The sequence below is a fragment of the Aeromonas tecta genome (genome assembly GCF_000820185.1).
Lineage (GTDB): Bacteria > Pseudomonadota > Gammaproteobacteria > Enterobacterales > Aeromonadaceae > Aeromonas > Aeromonas tecta.
On record NZ_CDCA01000028.1, the window covers coordinates 146,541 to 163,233 of the forward strand.

A 16,693-nucleotide genomic window follows, 5' to 3' on the forward strand; every position below is an offset into this window, starting at 1 on the left:
GGATGTAACCTCAGTCCGGCGCCAGCAGACAGGCTTCACGATGCGGATCCTGATCTTTTCCCGGAGATCTTCGCCTTGGCACAACGATTGCTTTGAGTTGTCTACTGTCCACAATGCTCTGGGAAGGATGAACGATGAAACGGTGGATCCAACATTTCTATCAGCTGAACCGCCTCAACTGGCTCATGGTCTGGCTGCTGCTCTGCTGCAGCATCATTCTGCTGTTCCCGGCCGGCCTGATGAAGGGGGCGGTCAGCCAGTGGGCCACGACCCACGCCGCCTGGCTCGGGGTCGGCATGCTGATCGCCATCTCCTACTTCTGCAGTCAGGCCTTCCTGATCTTCTGGGAATGGGCCTGTGACGAGTGGCAGTCCCGCCGTCAACAGGGTCAGCTGGCCCAGATGATCGGCTTCCTCGACTTCAACGAGAAGGCGGTGCTGCGCGAGTTCGTGCTGCAGCGCAAAAGCGTCATAAACCTGCCGATCACCGAGCCCGCCGTCAAAAACCTGATGGACGCCGGGGTGCTGACCTATGCCTACGGCAAGCCGGTGCGGGAGAAAGAAGACGAGAACCAGATCCGCGCCCTGATGATAGCGCTGTCGGCCCGGCCGCTGCTCACCTACAAGGTGCTTGGGCTGTCTCGTGGCAAGATGAGCGACGAGCAGGTGGAGCAGATCATGAACGCCAGGCCCAAGTTCGCCCAGAAGAGCCTGCAGCGCTGAGTCGCCGTCATCCTTCCAATAAAAAGAGCCGGACATTGTCCGGCTCTTTGCTATCTGCAGTGATGGTTTGGCTCTGGTCTTAGCGTCACAGGCGCCGACTTGCCGTTACTCGGTTCTGGCTTTGAAGCAACCGGCGCAGACTGGCAGGTCTGCCGTTATTGGGTTCTTGCTTTCAAGTAACCGGCGCAGACTGGCAGATTTGCCGCTATTGGGTTCTCGCTTTCAGGTAACCGGCGTAATCGGGGATTTGCACGCTGAACGCGCGCTGCATGTGCGGGCTGTCCATGATGAAATCCGCCGTCGCCTCGTTGGTGGCGACCGGGATGTTCCACACCGCCGCCAGGCGCAGCAACGCCTTCACATCCGGATCGTGCGGTACCGCATTGAGCGGATCCCAGAAGAAGATCAGCACGTCGATCTTGCCCTCGGCGATGAGCGCGCCCAGCTGCTGGTCGCCGCCCATGGGGCCGGAGAACAGGCAGGTGATGGGCAACTGCGCCTTCTTGCCGAGCATGGTGCCGGTGGTGCCGGTCGCATAGAGATGGTGGAGCTTGAGCTCCTCCTTGCGGCGCATCACCCAGTTGAGCAAGGGGGTCTTCATGTTGTCGTGAGCCACCAGCGCCACCCGCTTGTGGGGCGCCATCTCACGTGCAATCAGTTCCATGGAAATCGTCCGTAGCATTGTGATGGGAAGAGAGCCGTATCCTAATCGAAAGCGGCGCCCGCTGCCTTGCCGGGCGCCGTAACTGTGATCACTTCGACTGTTCAATCCACTGTTTGTTCTTCTGCTCCAGTACCGAGATGGGCAGCATGCCGTATTCCAGCACATGATGGTGGAACGCCTTGAGATCAAACTGGCTGCCAAGGGCTTGCTCGGCAGATTCCCGCATCCGGATCAGCGCCAGCTGGCCTGCCTTGTAGGAGGTAGCCTGGCCGGTGTAGGCCATGTAGCGCGGCACCTCCGAGCTGATGTCTCCGGCCCCCAGCGCCGAGTTCTCCTGCATGTAGCCGACGGCCCTGTCGTGGCTCCAGCCATACCAGTGAATGCCGGTATCCACCACCAGCCGCATGGCCCTGAGCATCTCCTCGTTGAGGCGGCCGAAGTACTGCAGTTGGTTGTTAAAGGCCTCAGAGCCCTCGACCTTCACATCCCCCACCGCCGGATCGTAGAGGCCGCGCCCCTGATAGAGCCCCATGTCGTGATCCGCCAGATACTCGGTGTAGAGCGCCCAGCCTTCCGCATAGGCGGTGTAGGAGGCGTTCGCCACGTACTGCGGGAAGTCGGGATCCTTGGCTGCCAGCTCCTGGGCTATGGTGATCTGGAAGTGGTGGCCTGGGGCCCCCTCGTGGGCCAGCAGGGTGCTGATGTTCCAGCTCTGCAGGCCATAGGGGTAATAGGTGTTGAGGAAGAACTGGCCCTTGCGACCGGTCTGGGGGTTGCCATCCTGATACCAGGCGACGCCGCCGTAGGGAGCATCCTCATAGGCAACCGGCACGACGTCGTAATCCAGCTTGGGAATGGTGCGCTCGGCATCGAAAAAGTCAGGTAGCACCTGTGTCGCCTTGCTCTTGAAGGCGTTGTACTCCGCTAGTGCCCGCTCATGCTCGGCCAGTGCCTGTTGCTGTGGCGCGCTCAGCGCGGCCCCGGCCGCGTTGCCCGGATTCAGGCTGGCGGACCAGACCGCCAGCGGGTTCTGGTAGAAAAATGCAGGTTCGTTGAGGTAGCGGAAGAAGGCGTAGATCTGGCCGCTCTGCTTGTTCTGGGTGACATCTTCGCTGTCGCACTTGCCGACGGTATGGCAGACCTTGACCATGGCGCCGAAGATCCTGGTCACTTCGCCAAGTCCCAGCTCGTGTACCTCCTCCGGTGTCATATTGGTGGTGGTGTGCTTCTTCAAGAGCCAGCGATACCAGTCACGGCCATCCGTCATGCCACAGAAGCCATCATCGCACTCGCCGCTGCCAAGACGCACTGCGTAGGCGCCACCATGCTGGTAATCCAGATAATCCCGCAGCGCCAGATAACGGCTATTGATGCTATCCAGCACGGCCTTGTAATCGGTGCGCAGCGCCTCGTTGGCCTCTGCTGGCAACTGTTGCCAGCCGAGGTAGGATCCCGAGATCGCCTCCCCATCCAGCTTGCCGTTGAGCTGGGCCAGTAGCCTGTCCACCAGCTCGTCTGGCAGGGTGTTGCCCCGATTGCTGCCCAGTTCGAACTGATGCTTCACCTCGGCGAGATAGGCGTCATAGGCCTTGAGCCAGGTGAGGTGCTCCTGATACCAGGCCAGCGGTGCTGCCGCAGTTCGTGCCTTGGCGGTCTGAGCCGGGGCTTCGGCCGTGCGGTCGAGATCCCGTCGCCAGCTTGCATCACCCGGTGCGACTCGTTTGGCCGAGCTCTGGGCGAAGTAGTCGAAGCCAGAGTCGACGGTGCGCGCCGCCCGGCCGCTGGCAGGCAAAGTGCCGACCTCGTCAGCCAGATCCACCACCCGGTTGCGAAAGTGATGGATGGGGATCTGGGATTGGGGCAGCTCATAACCTGCCAGGTTGATCTGCAGATCCCAGCGGATCATGTCGTAGAACAGCCGATCCCGTTCACTCAGCACGCTCGGATCCAGGGCATCCAGTCGCTTGAGCAGGGAGGTGTCGAGCGCCTTGCGTTTGGCAATGCTCTGCTCGTCGATGGCGAAACCGTAGGGATCCAGCGTTTGGCTCTCGCGCAGGGCCTCGTCCATGGTTTGCATCAGGGTTGCCTTGGTGGCGACGGGATCCGCCGGTGCCTTGGAACTGTTGTCCTTGCAGGCGGTGAGGGAGAGAGCGATGGCACAGGCCAGCGTCAGCTTGCTTGGTAAGAAATGCATGGTGTAGTCCTTTAGCTTGTTGTTATTGTGCGTCCCAATAAGGGGTTCCAATAGTGCATCTCTCACGTTTGCTTTTTTGCGAGCTAATTAACAAAAATAAGCTTACTTTTCATGGTGATAAGCATCATGAAAAGCTATGCAGCCGGATATGAAAAAACCCGCCGGAACGGGTTTTTGAATCGATGTGTCATGCCATAACTATTCAGGATGTCAGGATGATTCCGAGTGAAGTTGGGATTGCTGGTAGTTCTCCAGGCCGATGCGTTCGATAAGATCGAGCTGGGTTTCCAGCCAGTCCACATGTTCTTCTTCGTCTTCCAGTATTTCCTGGAACAGGTCGCGGCTGACGTAATCATGTACCGATTCGGCATAGGTGATGGCCACTTTCAGGTCGGGTATGGCATCCATCTCCAGTGACAGATCGCAGCGCAACATCTCATCGACCGTTTCACCGATGCGCAGCTTGCCCAGATCCTGCAAGTTGGGCAGTCCTTCCAGAAACAGCACCCGCTTTACCAGTTCGTCGGCATGTTTCATCTCATCGATGGACTCATGGTATTCCTTGTGCCCGAGCCCCTTGAGGCCCCAGTCATCGTAGATGCGGGCGTGCAGGAAGTATTGGTTGATGGCAACCAATTCATTGGCCAGCACCTTGTTGAGGTGGGCAATGATTTTGGGATCTCCTTTCATCGACATTACTCCTTATGTTCGTGCCTGCGGCTATATAGGCCTGAGGCATCGATCACTAGAGCTTAGTCCAGAAAAGTGACAATAAGAGGCATGACGAATTAGCTCGCCTGGGGATAAGAGGATCCTGCGACGGATCGTCGCAGAAAATAAAACTGTGGTATCAAGCTACTTCGTAATAGAGCGGGGCTTGATCCGATTCAATCTTGTCGAGTTCGGTGCTAATAATCTCCATGGCCATACGTACACACTTGCCGCACTGAGCACCGACTTCCAGTGATTGCTTCAGTTGTCGGAACTCGGTCTTGCCTGCCTGTACCGCCTTGCGGATCTGGGTATCTGTGATGCCGCGGCACAAACACACGTACATAATTTTGACCTCATGCTGGAATGAGATGAATCTAAATGAGAATGGTTCGTAGTGCAAATAACGATTGGTAATAAGATCCCTCGCTTGCCAGCCATTCTCCCCTTGGGGACAATGTGTCTATTAGAGAGGAGACGATCATGCTCAAGAAACTGTTCAGTGCCCTGTTCAAAGGCCAGCCAACGCAAACTGTGGAGGTAAGCCCCACCGAATATGCCGGTTACCTCATCTATCCAGAACCCATGGCCGAAGGGGGCCAGTACCGCTTGGCTGGTCGCATTACCCGGGAGGTGGACGGCACCTTGCTGACCCACCGCTTCATCCGCTCCGATCTATTCGTGAACCCGGCAGATGCCGAGCGCTTCATGGTGCAGAAGGCACATACCTTCATCGATCAGATGGGGGAGCGCATGTTTGAACCCCGCGTTAAACCCGGCGACCACGTGACCCCATGACACTGGTCGAGTCGAAGGCTCTGCGCCAAGCGCTGGCCCATGCTGGTGAGCGGCGCCTGATCTGGCTGGAAGGGGAAGAGGCGGATTGCATCTCCCGCGCCATTCCCCTGCTTGGAGAGGCTGTCTTCTGGCTGGGGGAAGGGCCTGCCAATTATGCGCCCCTTCCCGCCGCCAAGGCGCTACAGCGTCTCGGTCAGGAGTGCGACACCCTGGTGTTCAACGCCTTCAGTGGTTTTCACCCTGATGCGTTTGGTGCCTTGGCGGGCACCCTGCGCGCCGGAGGTCTGTTATTGCTGCTGACCCCGCCTCGGGGAGAGTGGCCAACCTATCCGGATCCAGACAGGCTGCGGCTGGTGGCCCAACCTGAGGATATGGGCCGTGCGGGTCATGGTTTTATTGCCCGGCTGGTGCAGTTACTGGCCGGAGATCATGCGCTCTCTTTGACTCCCCCCGTTAAGAAGGAACCCTGGCAGCCTCTGGGGACGGAACGCCCACTCAGTACCGATCAAGCTAATGCTCTGCCCGCGATTCACAAGGTGTTGCACGGTCATCGCCGCCGTCCGCTGGTGCTCAGCGCCGATCGTGGCCGTGGCAAGAGTGCGCTGCTCGGCCTCGCTGCCGCCGATTTGCTGCGTCAAAACCCTGCTTTGCAGATAGTGGTGACGGCCCCCTCCAAGGCCACTGTCACAACCCTGTTTGCTCATGCCGCCGAGGCGTTGAATTGCCCTCCGGACAAACTGGTCGGGTTGACCTATGTATCGCCGGACAGACTGGTGCAAGGCAGCCTACAACCGGATCTGCTGCTGGTGGATGAGGCTGCCGCCATCCCGACCCCGCTGTTGGAGACCATGTTGGCTCGCCATAGCCGCATCGTTTTCGCGACCACGGAACACGGTTACGAGGGGACGGGGCGGGGCTTTCACCTTCGTTTCAAGCGGGTATTGGATCAGCAGACCCCGGATTGGCAGGAGCTGCACCTGGCAGAGCCTATTCGTTGGAGTTTGCAGGATCCGCTGGAACCACTGGTCTTTCGACTGCTCGGCCTCGATGCCGACGTTCTGCCGCCAGCATGTCTGACGGCCCCACGCTGGCGACAGGTCGAGCAACATGTGTTGGCAGAAAATGAAGCGCTGCTCAATCAGGTGTTCGGCCTGCTGGTGCTGGCGCATTATCAGACCAGCCCGAGCGATCTCAGATCCCTGCTGGAGAGCCCGGACCTCGACATTCACTTGTTGGAGCAAGAGCAAAGCTTACTTGGGGTGGCACTGGTGGCGCGGGAAGGCAATATAGATCCAGAGCTGGCACGTGACATCTGGGCCGGTCGTCGGCGCCCTCGTGGTCATCTGCTGCCCCAGTCCCTGCTGGCCCACTCAGGATTCATGACCGCGGGGGAGCGCAGCTATGCCAGAGTAATGCGAATCGCCATCCACCCGACCTTGCATCGCCATGGACTGGGTTCTTTGCTGCTGGGGAGGCTAGAGGCACATTACCGCGTGCTAGGGCTCGATTATCTGGGCACCGCCTTCTCAGCCAGCGTCGATCTGTTGCCATTCTGGCGCAAGGCTGGGTTAACGGTGCTGCGTATCGGCTTGCAGCGGGATGCGGCCAGTGGCAGCCATGCGGCCCTGATGCTCGAACCACTGAACGCTGAACTGAAGCCTGAGTTGGCCCAATGGCGGCGGCGCTTCGTACGGCAGTTGCCGACCCTGTTGGCGGGGGAACTCAAGGAACTGGATACCGAGCTGGTCTGGCAATGCTTGAGAGGGGACGTCGTTACGGATGGGATGGATCTGGATGAGTTTGAACAGCAGGAATTGGACTGTTTCGCTCATCATCACAAGCCATTCGAACTGTGCCAGTCCAGCCTGCAACACTGGCTGGCTGCCCAAACGATGGTGCTGGATGATCTGGATCCTGATGAACGGCGGTTGCTGATAGCTACTATCTGGCAGTACATCCCCTGGGCCGAGCTGGCCAGGGAACTGAAACTCGCCGGCAAACCTGCCCTTGTCAAACGGCTGAGGGCCTTGTTGGCACGGTTGTTGGCCAAGGATGAGAAAGGGCGCTGAGTCAGGATAAGGTGCGCCATGTTCGAACATCATCAAATCTGCAGTGGCCAGGTTCGAGAACCAGTCAGTTGTCAGCATGCATAAACAAAGGGCGCCATAGGCGCCCTTTGTTTATCTGCCATATTGCTATGTGTCGTGACATCGTGAGCTTAGGCAGCTGCTCTTACCTGGTTCGATAAAAGCAATTCCAATGAAACCTGATCATTCGTGGTCACGTTGGCTTTTTCCGAATATGGACTAATACTTGACTGTGAGAATGATTTTAATAAATGCATTATTTTCAGGTGGTTAGCGCTATCAGTGGTTAAGGCTTACCATCTTTTCTAGCGTGCACAGGGAGTGCAATGTGGGAAAAAATGCAATTAGCCATGGCATGTGGGTGATATTTCTTGCTGGCGGCAGTGCTTCTGCCAGCGACGTCACTTTCAACATGACGCGCGGAGTTACCGCGATCAGTCAGCGGGTCTATGACCTGCATATGACGATCTTTTATATCTGCTGTCTGATCGGACTGCTCGTATTTGGCGCCATGCTCTGGTCAATCATCCATCATCGAAAATCCCGTGGTGCCAAGGCGGCTCAATTTCATGAGAGTACCCGCATCGAATTGCTATGGACTGCCATTCCCGTGCTGATATTGGTGGCAATGGCGGCACCGGCCACCTCAACGCTATTGAAGATGGAAGATACGTCGAAAGCCGATTTGACAGTGCTTATCACTGGATCTCAATGGAAATGGCATTACAAATATCTCGAGCATCCGGTGGAATTCTATTCCTTGCTGGCGACCAGTAAAAAAGAGATCTCGGGCGAACAACCCAAGAGCGATACCTATCTGCGGGAAGTTGATCAGCCTCTGGTATTACCCGTCGGCAAGAAGATTCGATTCCTGATGACCTCTGATGACGTCATTCACTCCTGGTGGGTTCCCGCCTTTGCGGTCAAGAAAGACGCCAACCCAGGTTACATCAATGAATCCTGGACCAAGATAGATAAGCCCGGCACGTATCGAGGGCAATGTGCGGAGCTGTGCGGCAAGGATCATGGCTTCATGCCCATAGTGGTAGTGGCAAAAACCGCTGAAGAATTCGATGGCTGGATTGCCAAGGCCGCAGAAGATCAAGCCGCAGCCAAGGCTCAGCAGCAGGATCTGGCCAGTCAGACCATGACTCTGCCGCAGGCCATGGAATTGGGAGAGAAGATTTTTCTGGGGCACTGCGCCGCCTGTCATCAGCCCGGTGGTACCGGGTTGCCCGGTATTTTCCCTGCGCTGAAAGGCAGCAAGATAACGACGCTGGCGGAGAATCGGGCTCATCACCTGGACCTGGTCACCCACGGCAAGAGCGGCACGGCCATGCAGGCATTTGGCAAGCAGCTGACGGCCCAGGAGCTTGCCGCAGTCATCAGTTATGAGCGCAATGCCTGGGGGAACAATACCGGTGATGTCATTCAGGCTGCGGATGTGCAGTCCATTCTGAAAAATGACAAATGAGGAGTCGGCATGAGCGATGGAATCATGGATAGCCTGCACGAAGACCATTCTCATCGACCGGCGACGGGGCTGAAACGCTGGCTCTATACGACGAATCATAAAGATATCGGCACCCTCTATCTGCTCTTCGCCCTGACCATGTTCTTCACTGGTGGCACCATGGCCATGGTGATCCGGGCTGAGCTGTTCCAGCCGGGACTACAGCTGGTTGAACCCCTGTTTTTCAATCAGATGACCACGGTGCATGGCCTCATCATGGTGTTTGGCGCCGTCATGCCCGCTTTTACCGGTCTGGCCAACTGGTTGATCCCCATGATGATCGGGGCGCCGGACATGGCACTGCCCCGGATGAATAACTGGAGTTTCTGGATCCTGCCGTTTGCTTTTCTGATCTTGCTGTCGAGCCTGTTTATGGAAGGGGGGGGGCCAAGCTCGGGCTGGACCTTCTATGCTCCCTTGTCGACCAAATACAGCGGCAACAGCACGGCGCTGTTTGTGTTCGCAATCCATATCATGGGGATTTCATCCATCATGGGGGCCATCAACGTCATTGTTACCATCTTCAATCTGCGGGCTCCGGGCATGAGCTGGATGAAGATGCCACTCTTCGTATGGACTTGGCTAATCACCGCCTTCCTGTTAATTGCGGTCATGCCGGTCCTGGCTGCCGCCGTGACCATGGTATTGACGGACAAATACTTCGGTACCAGCTTCTTTGATGCGGCTGGTGGAGGGGATCCGGTGATGTTCCAGCACATATTCTGGTTCTTCGGTCACCCCGAGGTATACATCATGATATTGCCGGCCTTTGGTATCGTCTCCAGCATTATTCCGACCTTTTCTCGCAAGAAACTGTTTGGTTATCGTTCCATGGTCTATGCCACCAGCAGCATAGCGTTACTGTCTTTCATGGTCTGGGCTCACCACATGTTCACCACCGGTTTGCCGGTCGTCGCAGAGCTGTTCTTCATGTACACCACCATGCTGATTGCGGTACCTACCGGCGTAAAAGTATTTAACTGGATTGCCACCATGTGGCGGGGCTCGTTGACCTTCGAGACGCCCATGTTGTTTGCCATCGCCTTTATTACCCTGTTCACCATTGGTGGATTCTCGGGGCTGATGCTGGCCATGACCCCGGCCGATTTCCAATATCACGATACGTATTTCGTCGTGGCCCACTTTCACTATGTATTGGTCACCGGCGCCGTATTCTCGATATTGGCGGCCGCTTATTACTGGTTACCAAAATGGACCGGGCATATGTATGACGAGCGGCTGGGACAGTGGCATTTCTGGTGCTCGCTTGTTTCGGTCAACATGCTTTTTTTCCCCATGCACTTCGTCGGCCTAGCGGGCATGCCTCGCCGCATCCCTGATTACGCCTTGCAATTTGCAGATTTCAATATGTTTATCAGCATCGGCGGTTTTGCCTTCGGACTATCGCAGCTGTTGTTTGTCTGGGGGGTGATCAAGTGCATCAGAGGGGGCGAGCAGGCAAGCGATCAGGTATGGGAAGGGGCCGAGGGGTTGGAATGGACCCTGCCATCTCCCCCTCCTTACCACAGCTTCAAGACGCCACCCGAGATTCGGTAGGGAGGTCACATGACACAAGTGAATCACGGCCCTCTGCTGAGGAAACTAGCCCTGCTGATCATGGTCATGTTCGGCTTTGCCTTTGCACTGGTGCCGCTGTATGACGTGTTTTGCCGGATCACCGGCCTCAATGGCAAGACGGCCAGCCTGCCGGCCAGCACGGATCGTGCGGTGATCGATACCAAACGCACCATTCAGGTCGAGTTTCTGGCTCATGCAGACAGCCAGATGCCATGGCAGTTTACCGAGCAGACGGAGCGGGTCTCGGTGCGGCCGGGTGAGATGACCCTGGTTAGCTATCGGGTCTTCAATCCGACCGATCGCACCATGACGGGGCAGGCGGTTCCCTCCGTCTCTCCCGGTCCTGCCGCCGCCTATTTGAAGAAGGTGGAATGCTTCTGCTTTAACCGCCAAGAGTTAAAGGCAGGGGAGAGCAAGCTGATGCCGCTCAAGTTCTATATAGACCCGGCCCTGCCTGATGATATCAACACCATCACGCTCTCCTATTCGCTTTATGACATCACTCAGTCCAAGCCGACCCCGGCTCTTGCACAGAGGAAGTAATCATGGCCAAGGTGAACCAGAGTTATTATGTGCCTGAGCAGAGCCGCTGGCCGATCATGGGTGCCATAGCATTGTTTCTGTTGGCCTTTGGTGCGGGTCATCTGGTCAATGAAATATCAACCAAGCAGCCGGGAATGGGTCGATATCTGATGATAGCGGGCATCGCTTTGCTGATCTTCATGCTGTTTGGCTGGTTTCGCCACATCATCCAGGAGTCGATGACGGGGCTGTACAGCGCCCAGATGGATCGCTCTTTCCGGCAGGGAATGGTCTGGTTCATCTTCTCCGAGGTGATGTTCTTTATGGCATTCTTCGGGGTGCTTTTTTATGCCCGCCAACTTGCCATGCCATGGCTGGATGGGGCCGGCAACAAGGCGATGACGGCACAGCTGTTGTGGCCGGATTTCTCGGCCCACTGGCCCATGCTCAAAACTCCGGGTGGCACCACGACCCAGGCCATGCCGTGGCATGGGATCCCGCTCATTAATACCCTGGTCCTGCTCAGCTCCTCGGTGACCCTGCTATTTGCTCACACCGGGCTGGAAAATGGCAGACGACGTCAGCTCAAGTGGATGTTGCTTGGCACAGTGTTGCTTGGGCTGACGTTCTTATGGCTGCAAGGCTACGAATATATCCACGCTTATCGTGAGCTGGGTCTGCGGTTGGATTCAGGCATCTACGGCAACACCTTCTTCATACTGACCGGATTTCATGGCTTGCATGTCACCCTGGGGACAGTGTTCCTCGGGATCATCTGGCTGCGCATCATGCTAAAGGATCATTTTACCGCCGAGCGGCACTTCGCTTTCCAGGCGGCAGCCTGGTATTGGCATTTCGTTGACGTGGTCTGGCTCTGCCTCTTCGTGTTTGTGTACCTGCTTTGAGGCCTTCAGTAGGGGCGAGGATTGGGCTCTAGCCAGCCCATCGCCAGCGAGAGCAGCAGGATGACGACGACCAGCAGGGAGAACAGGACACGACGACCCAGCGGGGCCGACATCTTCTGGGCCACCTGACCGGTGCTCATCATCAACCAGAGGGCATGGAACAATTGTCCGATGATGAGCAGCAACATGAGTACCAGCACTATCTTGATCAACATGTTAGGGCCCTCCGTAAGATGCGTGAAATGGCGACATGGCATAAGCAACGACCATTCCATCACCGACGCTGGATTGTTCTGATATTCACTCTGGGTGTGTCGGCCTGTTTATGCAAGCTGGCCCTCTGGCAATGGCAGCGCGCCGCGGAAAAAGAAGCCTGGCTGGCGCACTCGGCGGCGGTGCAGCTGGCCGCTCCCTTGACGTTAGCGGTACTCGACTGGCGATATCCAGATCGTCTCGACGGAGTGCCACTGCGGGGAACAGTGAAGTGGGTACCGCCCTATGTATGGTTGCTGGATAATCAGGTGGCTGAGCATGAGGTGGGATATGACGTGCTGATCCCGGTGCGAGCCGACAATCACTCCCCCCTGTTACTGGTCAATCTGGGCTGGTTGCCAGCACCAGCCGATCGGCAACAGCTACCAAGGCCGGCGATCCCCACTGTCCTCGAACTCGAAGGGCTGCTGCGAACCAAACCCGGCGGCATATTGCTGGGCCAGAACATTGAAACTGGCCCATATCCAAACCGGTTGCAGTCCATCAGGGTGGACGCCCTGAGCCAGATCATAGGTTCGCCACTCGCCGACGCCGTTTTCTATCAGAAGAGCTCCCCCTTCGTTTACCACTATCAACAGAATGTCATGCCACCGGAGAAGCACAGGGCATACGCGCTGCAATGGCTGGGTCTGGCGCTGGTGGTGTTGGCGGGCGGGTTGGTGCTGATAAGGAGATCCTCCCCATGAGCATGAAAAAATGGACCAAGTGGAAGGTGCCGGTCGCATTCGTCACGGTGATCCTGTTGCCAGTGGTTCTGGCGGCCCTGACCTTGCAACAGGGCTGGTATGAGCCCGGAACTCGCAACAAGGGGCAATGGCTGAGCCGGGACGTCTATCTATTGCCACCACTCCAGTCGGATCAGATTAAATGGCGGCTGGTATATATTGAGTCCAAACGCTGCGCTGCTGAATGTCTGCAGGTGCCGGTCTTGATGCAGCGGATCCAGAGTGCGCTGGGCCGCAATCTGGACAAGCTGGATCTGATACAGCTGACCGACGAACCTCAGCCAAAGGCCCGCTCCGAGATGAGGGCGGGAGACATGATGCTGGTCGATCCGCAGGGGTTGGCCATCCTGCGCTATGAGGTCCCGACCAGTACGACGGAGTGGCCGCTGTTTGGCAAGGCAGTACTGTCGGATCTGCAGCAATTGATTAAGTACCAACGAGGTGTCGAATGAGCATAGAAAAAGGACCGTTATCATTCGCTATCGTTCCGTCAGTGTTGCCACCAAGGATCCGGTATCAGCGAGGTGCATCATGAGAGTGCAGAAGATGCTGGCATCGCTCGCCATCGCCTTGGCGATGCTGGTGATACTGCTTGGCGCCTATACCCGGCTGACTGATGCCGGGCTGGCATGTCCAGACTGGCCCGGTTGTTATGGAACCATGGCCATTCCCCAATCGACGCATGTTGAGCAGGCGGCCTTGCTCTATCCCGACAACCCGCTGGAACCTCACAAGGCGCGCAGTGAGATGGTGCATCGTTATTTTGCCGGGGTGTTGGGCTGCCTCATCGCGGCGCTATTTGTGCTGAGTTGGCGCGGTCGGCCGCGTCTGCGGCAACTTGCCAGCGGTTTGCTCATGTTGGTAATCGGGCAGGCGGCGCTGGGTATGTGGACGGTGACGTTGGCACTGCATCCGCTGGTGGTGGTGACGCACTTGCTGGGAGGGTTCTCGATTCTGACCTTGCTGTGGCTCTACCGGGTCGAGCTGACGTATCAGGCTGCTCAGCCTGTCGCCTGTGGTCAAGGGTTGCCATGGCTGGGCAACCTGGCCTGTGGCGTCTTGCTGGTGCAGATAGCCTTGGGGGGCTGGACGTCAGCCAACTATGCCGCCATGGCCTGCGTCGATTTGCCGGTTTGTCAGGCGGGTTGGCAGAGCCAACTGGACTGGGCAGAGGCTTTTCATCTGCCGTTGGGGCATGCCAGTTATGAGTTTGGTGTGCTGAGCAAAGAGGCGCGCCAGACCATTCAGATCGCACATCGCCTCGGTGCCTTGATGACGGCCTTGCTGGTCGGTGCTTTTGCGTTGGGACTGATACGCAAAGGCGCGGCCTTGCGTCCTTTGGGTGGGCTGCTGCTGATCCTGCTGCTCGTACAACTGGTGCTGGGTGTTGCCAACATTCACTTGGCGCTGCCGCTGGCCAATGCCCTCGCTCATAACTTCGTGGCGGCGCATCTGCTGGTGTGTTGCGTAGTGGCACGCCGACGCATAGCTTGGCCCTCTCTTTCCCCCTTGCAAGCCCCCGAGGCACTCAGGAGCCAGACATGAACAGCAAGCCATTGGTTTGGAGCATAGATGCCCGGTTGCTGCGGGATTATGTTCAGCTGACCAAGCCCAAGGTGGTGGCCTTGCTGTTGCTAACGGCCTGGGTGGGCATGCTGCTGGCCGAGCCGACAGCCGCCTCGCTGGATCGCATGGTGTGGGGACTGGTGGGAATTTGGTTGTTAGCCGCGGCGGCGGCGGCCATGAATCACAGCCTGGATCGCGGTATCGATGCCCAGATGCGCAGAACGCGTTGGCGTCCGGTCGCCAGAGGGCGGATCGGTACCAGGCAGGCGATGACGTTTGCACTCTGTCTGGCGCTGCTGGGTTTTGCCCTGCTCTATTGGGGGGTAAACCCCCTGACCGCCTGGCTGACCTTGGCCAGCCTGTTTGGCTATGCAGTGGTCTATACCCTGCTGCTGAAGCGGGCCACACCACAGAACATCGTCATCGGCGGCTTGGCGGGGGCCATGCCGCCGCTCTTGGGCTGGACCAGCATCACGGGACAGCTATCGGCCGAACCCTGGCTGCTGGTGATGATCGTCTTTGCCTGGACACCGCCACACTTCTGGTCGCTGGCGATTCATCGGCGTGATGATTACGCCGGCGCCCATATTCCGATGTTGCCGGTGACCCATGGTATCGACTTCACCAAGACGGCCATCCTGTTCTATCTGCTGATCCTGACTCTGATCTGCCTGCTGCCCTATCTGATCGGCATGTCTGGTCTGATCTATCTGGTCGGTAGCCTGGTATTGAACCTGTTGTTCTGCCGGCATGCATGGCTGTTGAAGTTTTCGAGTCGCCCCGGCCAGGCGATGCGCACCTTCCGCTTTTCCATCTATCACCTGATGTTGCTGTTTGGTCTGCTGATCCTGGATCACCACTGGCTATGGCAACTGTCGTGATGGGACGCCAAGGGTGAATGCTGAGCGAATGGGTGAGCCAAGCAGGCAAGTAAAGACAACGAGTAAAAAGGCTGGCCCGGGGCCAGCCTTTTTACTGTCAGAGTTTGACCATGATGTGGCGCGGCACCGTGTAATCCTCCAGCGCGTAGAGGGAGAGATCCTTGCCGTAGCCTGACATCTTCATGCCGCCGTGGGGCATCTCAGAGGTGAGCATGAAGTGGGTGTTGATCCAGGTGCAGCCGTATTGCAGGTGGCTGGCAACCTTGCTGGCGAGGCCGAGATCCCGGGTCCAGACCGAGGAGGCGAGGCCATAATCGGAGTCGTTAGCCCATTGCACTACCTGCTCGGCGTCGCTGAAGCGGGTAACCGACACCACAGGGCCGAACACCTCACGCCGCACAATTTCATCTTCCTGGCGGGCGCCGACGATCAGGGTTGGCTCGAAGAAGAAGCCATTGCCAGGCCGGATCTTGCCGCCGGCGGTTACCTCCACGTGACCACCACTCACCGCCCGCTCCACGAAGCTGGCGACTCTGTTACGTTGGCGGTCCGAGATGAGTGGCCCCATCTCTACCCCTTCCTCACGCTGGCTGCCGACCTTGATGGAGGCTACTGCCTCCGTCATGGCGGCGACGAACTTGTCGTAGATCTTGCCCTGGGCATAGATACGGCAGGCAGCGGTGCAATCCTGGCCCGCGTTGTAGAAACCGAAGGTACGAATACCTGCGACCACGGCATCCAGATCCGCGTCATCGAAGATGATCACCGGCGCCTTGCCACCCAACTCCAGGTGGGTGCGTTTCATGGTACGGGCGGCGCTTTGCAGGATCTTCTGGCCGGTGGCGATATCGCCGGTCAGTGACACCATGCGCACCAGCGGATGCTCCACCAGCGGCGCACCCACGCTCTCGCCGCGGCCACAGATGATGTTGATGACGCCGCGCGGGAAGAGCTCGCTGGCGATCTCGGCAAGGCGCAAGGCGGTGAGCGGGGTCTGCTCCGAGGGCTTGAGCACCACGGTATTGCCGGCGGCGAGCACAGGCGCCATCTTCCAGGCCGCCATCATCAGCGGGTAGTTCCAGGGCGCTATGCTGCCCACCACGCCGATGGGATCTCGGCGGATCATGCTGGTGTGTCCCTCGATGTACTCCCCCGCCAGCGGTCCCTGCAGGCAACGGGCAGCCCCAGCGAAGAAGCGGAAGCAATCTACTACCGCCGGCAGCTCGTCATTGAGCACCGCCAGATAAGGTTTGCCGCAGTTGAGGGATTCGATCGCCGCGAACTCCTCGGCATGGCGCTCGATGGCATCGGCGAGACGCAGCAGCAGGTTGCTGCGCTGGGCTGGTGTGGTGCGACTCCACTGGGCGAAGGCGCGCTGAGCGCCGTTCACCGCCCGGCTCACCTGCTCGAACGAGGCTTCTGGCACCGAGGCGATGAGTTCGCCGGTGGCCGGGTTGAGGACGGGCTCGGCCGGGCCGTCACCGGTGACGAACTGGCCGTTGATCAAGAGTTGAGTTGATAGCTTCATGTTGCATCCTTGCACGGGCGTTGAGT

17 protein-coding genes are annotated in these 16,693 nt (G+C 57.9%); 11 read left to right on the forward strand and 6 right to left on the reverse strand.

Going from position 1 to position 16,693, the window contains the following annotated elements:
* Positions 1-134 precede the first annotated feature (134 nt).
* Positions 135-722, forward strand: coding sequence for a superinfection exclusion B family protein (locus BN1137_RS12390; protein WP_042641196.1), 588 nt, complete (start codon positions 135-137; stop codon positions 720-722).
* A 205-nt stretch (positions 723-927) separates the two neighbouring features.
* Here BN1137_RS12390 and BN1137_RS12395 read toward each other — a convergent pair whose 3' ends face one another.
* The 4 genes from BN1137_RS12395 to BN1137_RS12410 form a co-directional block, all read right to left on the reverse strand.
* Positions 928-1,386, reverse strand: coding sequence for a methylglyoxal synthase (locus tag BN1137_RS12395; RefSeq protein WP_050718902.1), 459 nt, complete (start codon positions 1,384-1,386; stop codon positions 928-930).
* An 88-nt stretch (positions 1,387-1,474) separates the two neighbouring features.
* Positions 1,475-3,580 (reverse strand): DUF885 domain-containing protein, encoded by a 2,106-nt coding sequence (locus tag BN1137_RS12400; protein WP_050718903.1) that lies wholly within the window; start codon positions 3,578-3,580, stop codon positions 1,475-1,477.
* 210 nt (positions 3,581-3,790) lie between these two features.
* Positions 3,791-4,270: a bacterioferritin gene (gene bfr / locus BN1137_RS12405; RefSeq protein WP_050718904.1), complete on the reverse strand. Its 480-nt coding sequence runs from the start codon at positions 4,268-4,270 to the stop codon at positions 3,791-3,793.
* 160 nt (positions 4,271-4,430) lie between these two features.
* Positions 4,431-4,637: a bacterioferritin-associated ferredoxin gene (locus tag BN1137_RS12410; protein ID WP_050718905.1), complete on the reverse strand. Its 207-nt coding sequence runs from the start codon at positions 4,635-4,637 to the stop codon at positions 4,431-4,433.
* A gap of 137 nt (positions 4,638-4,774) precedes the next feature.
* On the opposite strand from BN1137_RS12410, the gene BN1137_RS12415 reads away from it, so the two are divergent.
* The 6 genes from BN1137_RS12415 to BN1137_RS12440 all read left to right on the forward strand — a co-directional run bounded on the left by BN1137_RS12415 (position 4,775) and on the right by BN1137_RS12440 (position 11,694).
* Entirely contained in the window at positions 4,775-5,089 is a 315-nt protein-coding gene (locus tag BN1137_RS12415; RefSeq protein ID WP_050718906.1) for an HlyU family transcriptional regulator, read from the forward strand.
* Positions 5,086-7,158 carry a tRNA(Met) cytidine acetyltransferase TmcA gene (locus BN1137_RS12420; protein WP_050718907.1) on the forward strand — a complete coding sequence of 691 codons (2,073 nt, stop codon included), beginning with the start codon at positions 5,086-5,088 and terminating at the stop codon, positions 7,156-7,158. Before BN1137_RS12415 ends, BN1137_RS12420 begins: the two co-directional genes overlap by 4 nt.
* Positions 7,159-7,504: 346 nt before the next feature.
* Complete coding sequence (gene coxB, locus BN1137_RS12425; RefSeq protein ID WP_332309850.1) at positions 7,505-8,650, forward strand: cytochrome c oxidase subunit II; 1,146 nt, start codon at positions 7,505-7,507, stop codon at positions 8,648-8,650.
* 9 nt (positions 8,651-8,659) lie between these two features.
* Entirely contained in the window at positions 8,660-10,246 is a 1,587-nt protein-coding gene (gene ctaD / locus BN1137_RS12430; RefSeq protein WP_050718909.1) for a cytochrome c oxidase subunit I, read from the forward strand.
* A 9-nt stretch (positions 10,247-10,255) separates the two neighbouring features.
* A complete protein-coding gene (locus BN1137_RS12435) occupies positions 10,256-10,810 on the forward strand; it encodes a cytochrome c oxidase assembly protein (RefSeq protein ID WP_050718910.1) in 555 nt (184 codons plus the stop codon).
* 2 nt (positions 10,811-10,812) lie between these two features.
* The gene (locus BN1137_RS12440) at positions 10,813-11,694 is read left to right on the forward strand and encodes a cytochrome c oxidase subunit 3 (RefSeq protein WP_050718911.1); all 882 of its coding nucleotides are present in this window, start codon (positions 10,813-10,815) and stop codon (positions 11,692-11,694) included.
* Positions 11,695-11,699: 5 nt separating this feature from the next.
* Here BN1137_RS12440 and BN1137_RS12445 read toward each other — a convergent pair whose 3' ends face one another.
* On the reverse strand, positions 11,700-11,909 hold the full coding sequence (locus BN1137_RS12445; protein WP_050718912.1) for a DUF2909 family protein: 210 nt from the start codon (positions 11,907-11,909) through the stop codon (positions 11,700-11,702).
* Positions 11,910-11,936: 27 nt separating this feature from the next.
* Here BN1137_RS12445 and BN1137_RS12450 point away from each other — a divergent pair, with 27 nt between their 5' ends.
* The 4 genes from BN1137_RS12450 to cyoE all read left to right on the forward strand — a co-directional run bounded on the left by BN1137_RS12450 (position 11,937) and on the right by cyoE (position 15,139).
* Positions 11,937-12,653 carry an SURF1 family protein gene (locus BN1137_RS12450; protein WP_050718913.1) on the forward strand — a complete coding sequence of 239 codons (717 nt, stop codon included), beginning with the start codon at positions 11,937-11,939 and terminating at the stop codon, positions 12,651-12,653.
* Complete coding sequence (locus BN1137_RS12455) at positions 12,650-13,144, forward strand: hypothetical protein (RefSeq protein WP_232306939.1); 495 nt, start codon at positions 12,650-12,652, stop codon at positions 13,142-13,144. The genes BN1137_RS12450 and BN1137_RS12455 overlap by 4 nt, the downstream gene beginning before the upstream one ends.
* 79 nt (positions 13,145-13,223) lie before the next feature.
* Positions 13,224-14,237, forward strand: a complete 1,014-nt coding sequence (locus tag BN1137_RS12460) for a COX15/CtaA family protein (RefSeq protein ID WP_050718914.1) — start codon at positions 13,224-13,226, stop codon at positions 14,235-14,237.
* On the forward strand, positions 14,234-15,139 hold the full coding sequence (gene cyoE / locus BN1137_RS12465) for a heme o synthase (RefSeq protein ID WP_050718915.1): 906 nt from the start codon (positions 14,234-14,236) through the stop codon (positions 15,137-15,139). The genes BN1137_RS12460 and cyoE overlap by 4 nt, the downstream gene beginning before the upstream one ends.
* Before the next feature lie 97 nt (positions 15,140-15,236).
* Here cyoE and BN1137_RS12470 read toward each other — a convergent pair whose 3' ends face one another.
* On the reverse strand, positions 15,237-16,667 hold the full coding sequence (locus tag BN1137_RS12470) for a gamma-aminobutyraldehyde dehydrogenase (RefSeq protein WP_050718916.1): 1,431 nt from the start codon (positions 16,665-16,667) through the stop codon (positions 15,237-15,239).
* Positions 16,668-16,693: the final 26 nt, after the last annotated feature.

Bases quoted from the DNA above. Each gene is read 5' to 3' on its own strand.
- BN1137_RS12390 (WP_042641196.1), top strand. From the start codon at position 135: ATGAAACGGTGGATCCAACATTTCTATCAGCTGAACCGCCTCAACTGG.
- BN1137_RS12395 (WP_050718902.1), bottom strand. From the start codon at position 1,386: ATGGAACTGATTGCACGTGAGATGGCGCCCCACAAGCGGGTGGCGCTG.
- BN1137_RS12400 (WP_050718903.1), bottom strand. From the start codon at position 3,580: ATGCATTTCTTACCAAGCAAGCTGACGCTGGCCTGTGCCATCGCTCTC.
- bfr (WP_050718904.1), bottom strand. From the start codon at position 4,270: ATGAAAGGAGATCCCAAAATCATTGCCCACCTCAACAAGGTGCTGGCC.
- BN1137_RS12410 (WP_050718905.1), bottom strand. From the start codon at position 4,637: ATGTACGTGTGTTTGTGCCGCGGCATCACAGATACCCAGATCCGCAAG.
- BN1137_RS12415 (WP_050718906.1), top strand. From the start codon at position 4,775: ATGCTCAAGAAACTGTTCAGTGCCCTGTTCAAAGGCCAGCCAACGCAA.
- BN1137_RS12420 (WP_050718907.1), top strand. From the start codon at position 5,086: ATGACACTGGTCGAGTCGAAGGCTCTGCGCCAAGCGCTGGCCCATGCT.
- ctaD (WP_050718909.1), top strand. From the start codon at position 8,660: ATGAGCGATGGAATCATGGATAGCCTGCACGAAGACCATTCTCATCGA.
- BN1137_RS12435 (WP_050718910.1), top strand. From the start codon at position 10,256: ATGACACAAGTGAATCACGGCCCTCTGCTGAGGAAACTAGCCCTGCTG.
- BN1137_RS12440 (WP_050718911.1), top strand. From the start codon at position 10,813: ATGGCCAAGGTGAACCAGAGTTATTATGTGCCTGAGCAGAGCCGCTGG.
- BN1137_RS12445 (WP_050718912.1), bottom strand. From the start codon at position 11,909: ATGTTGATCAAGATAGTGCTGGTACTCATGTTGCTGCTCATCATCGGA.
- BN1137_RS12450 (WP_050718913.1), top strand. From the start codon at position 11,937: ATGGCGACATGGCATAAGCAACGACCATTCCATCACCGACGCTGGATT.
- BN1137_RS12455 (WP_232306939.1), top strand. From the start codon at position 12,650: ATGAGCATGAAAAAATGGACCAAGTGGAAGGTGCCGGTCGCATTCGTC.
- BN1137_RS12460 (WP_050718914.1), top strand. From the start codon at position 13,224: ATGAGAGTGCAGAAGATGCTGGCATCGCTCGCCATCGCCTTGGCGATG.
- cyoE (WP_050718915.1), top strand. From the start codon at position 14,234: ATGAACAGCAAGCCATTGGTTTGGAGCATAGATGCCCGGTTGCTGCGG.
- BN1137_RS12470 (WP_050718916.1), bottom strand. From the start codon at position 16,667: ATGAAGCTATCAACTCAACTCTTGATCAACGGCCAGTTCGTCACCGGT.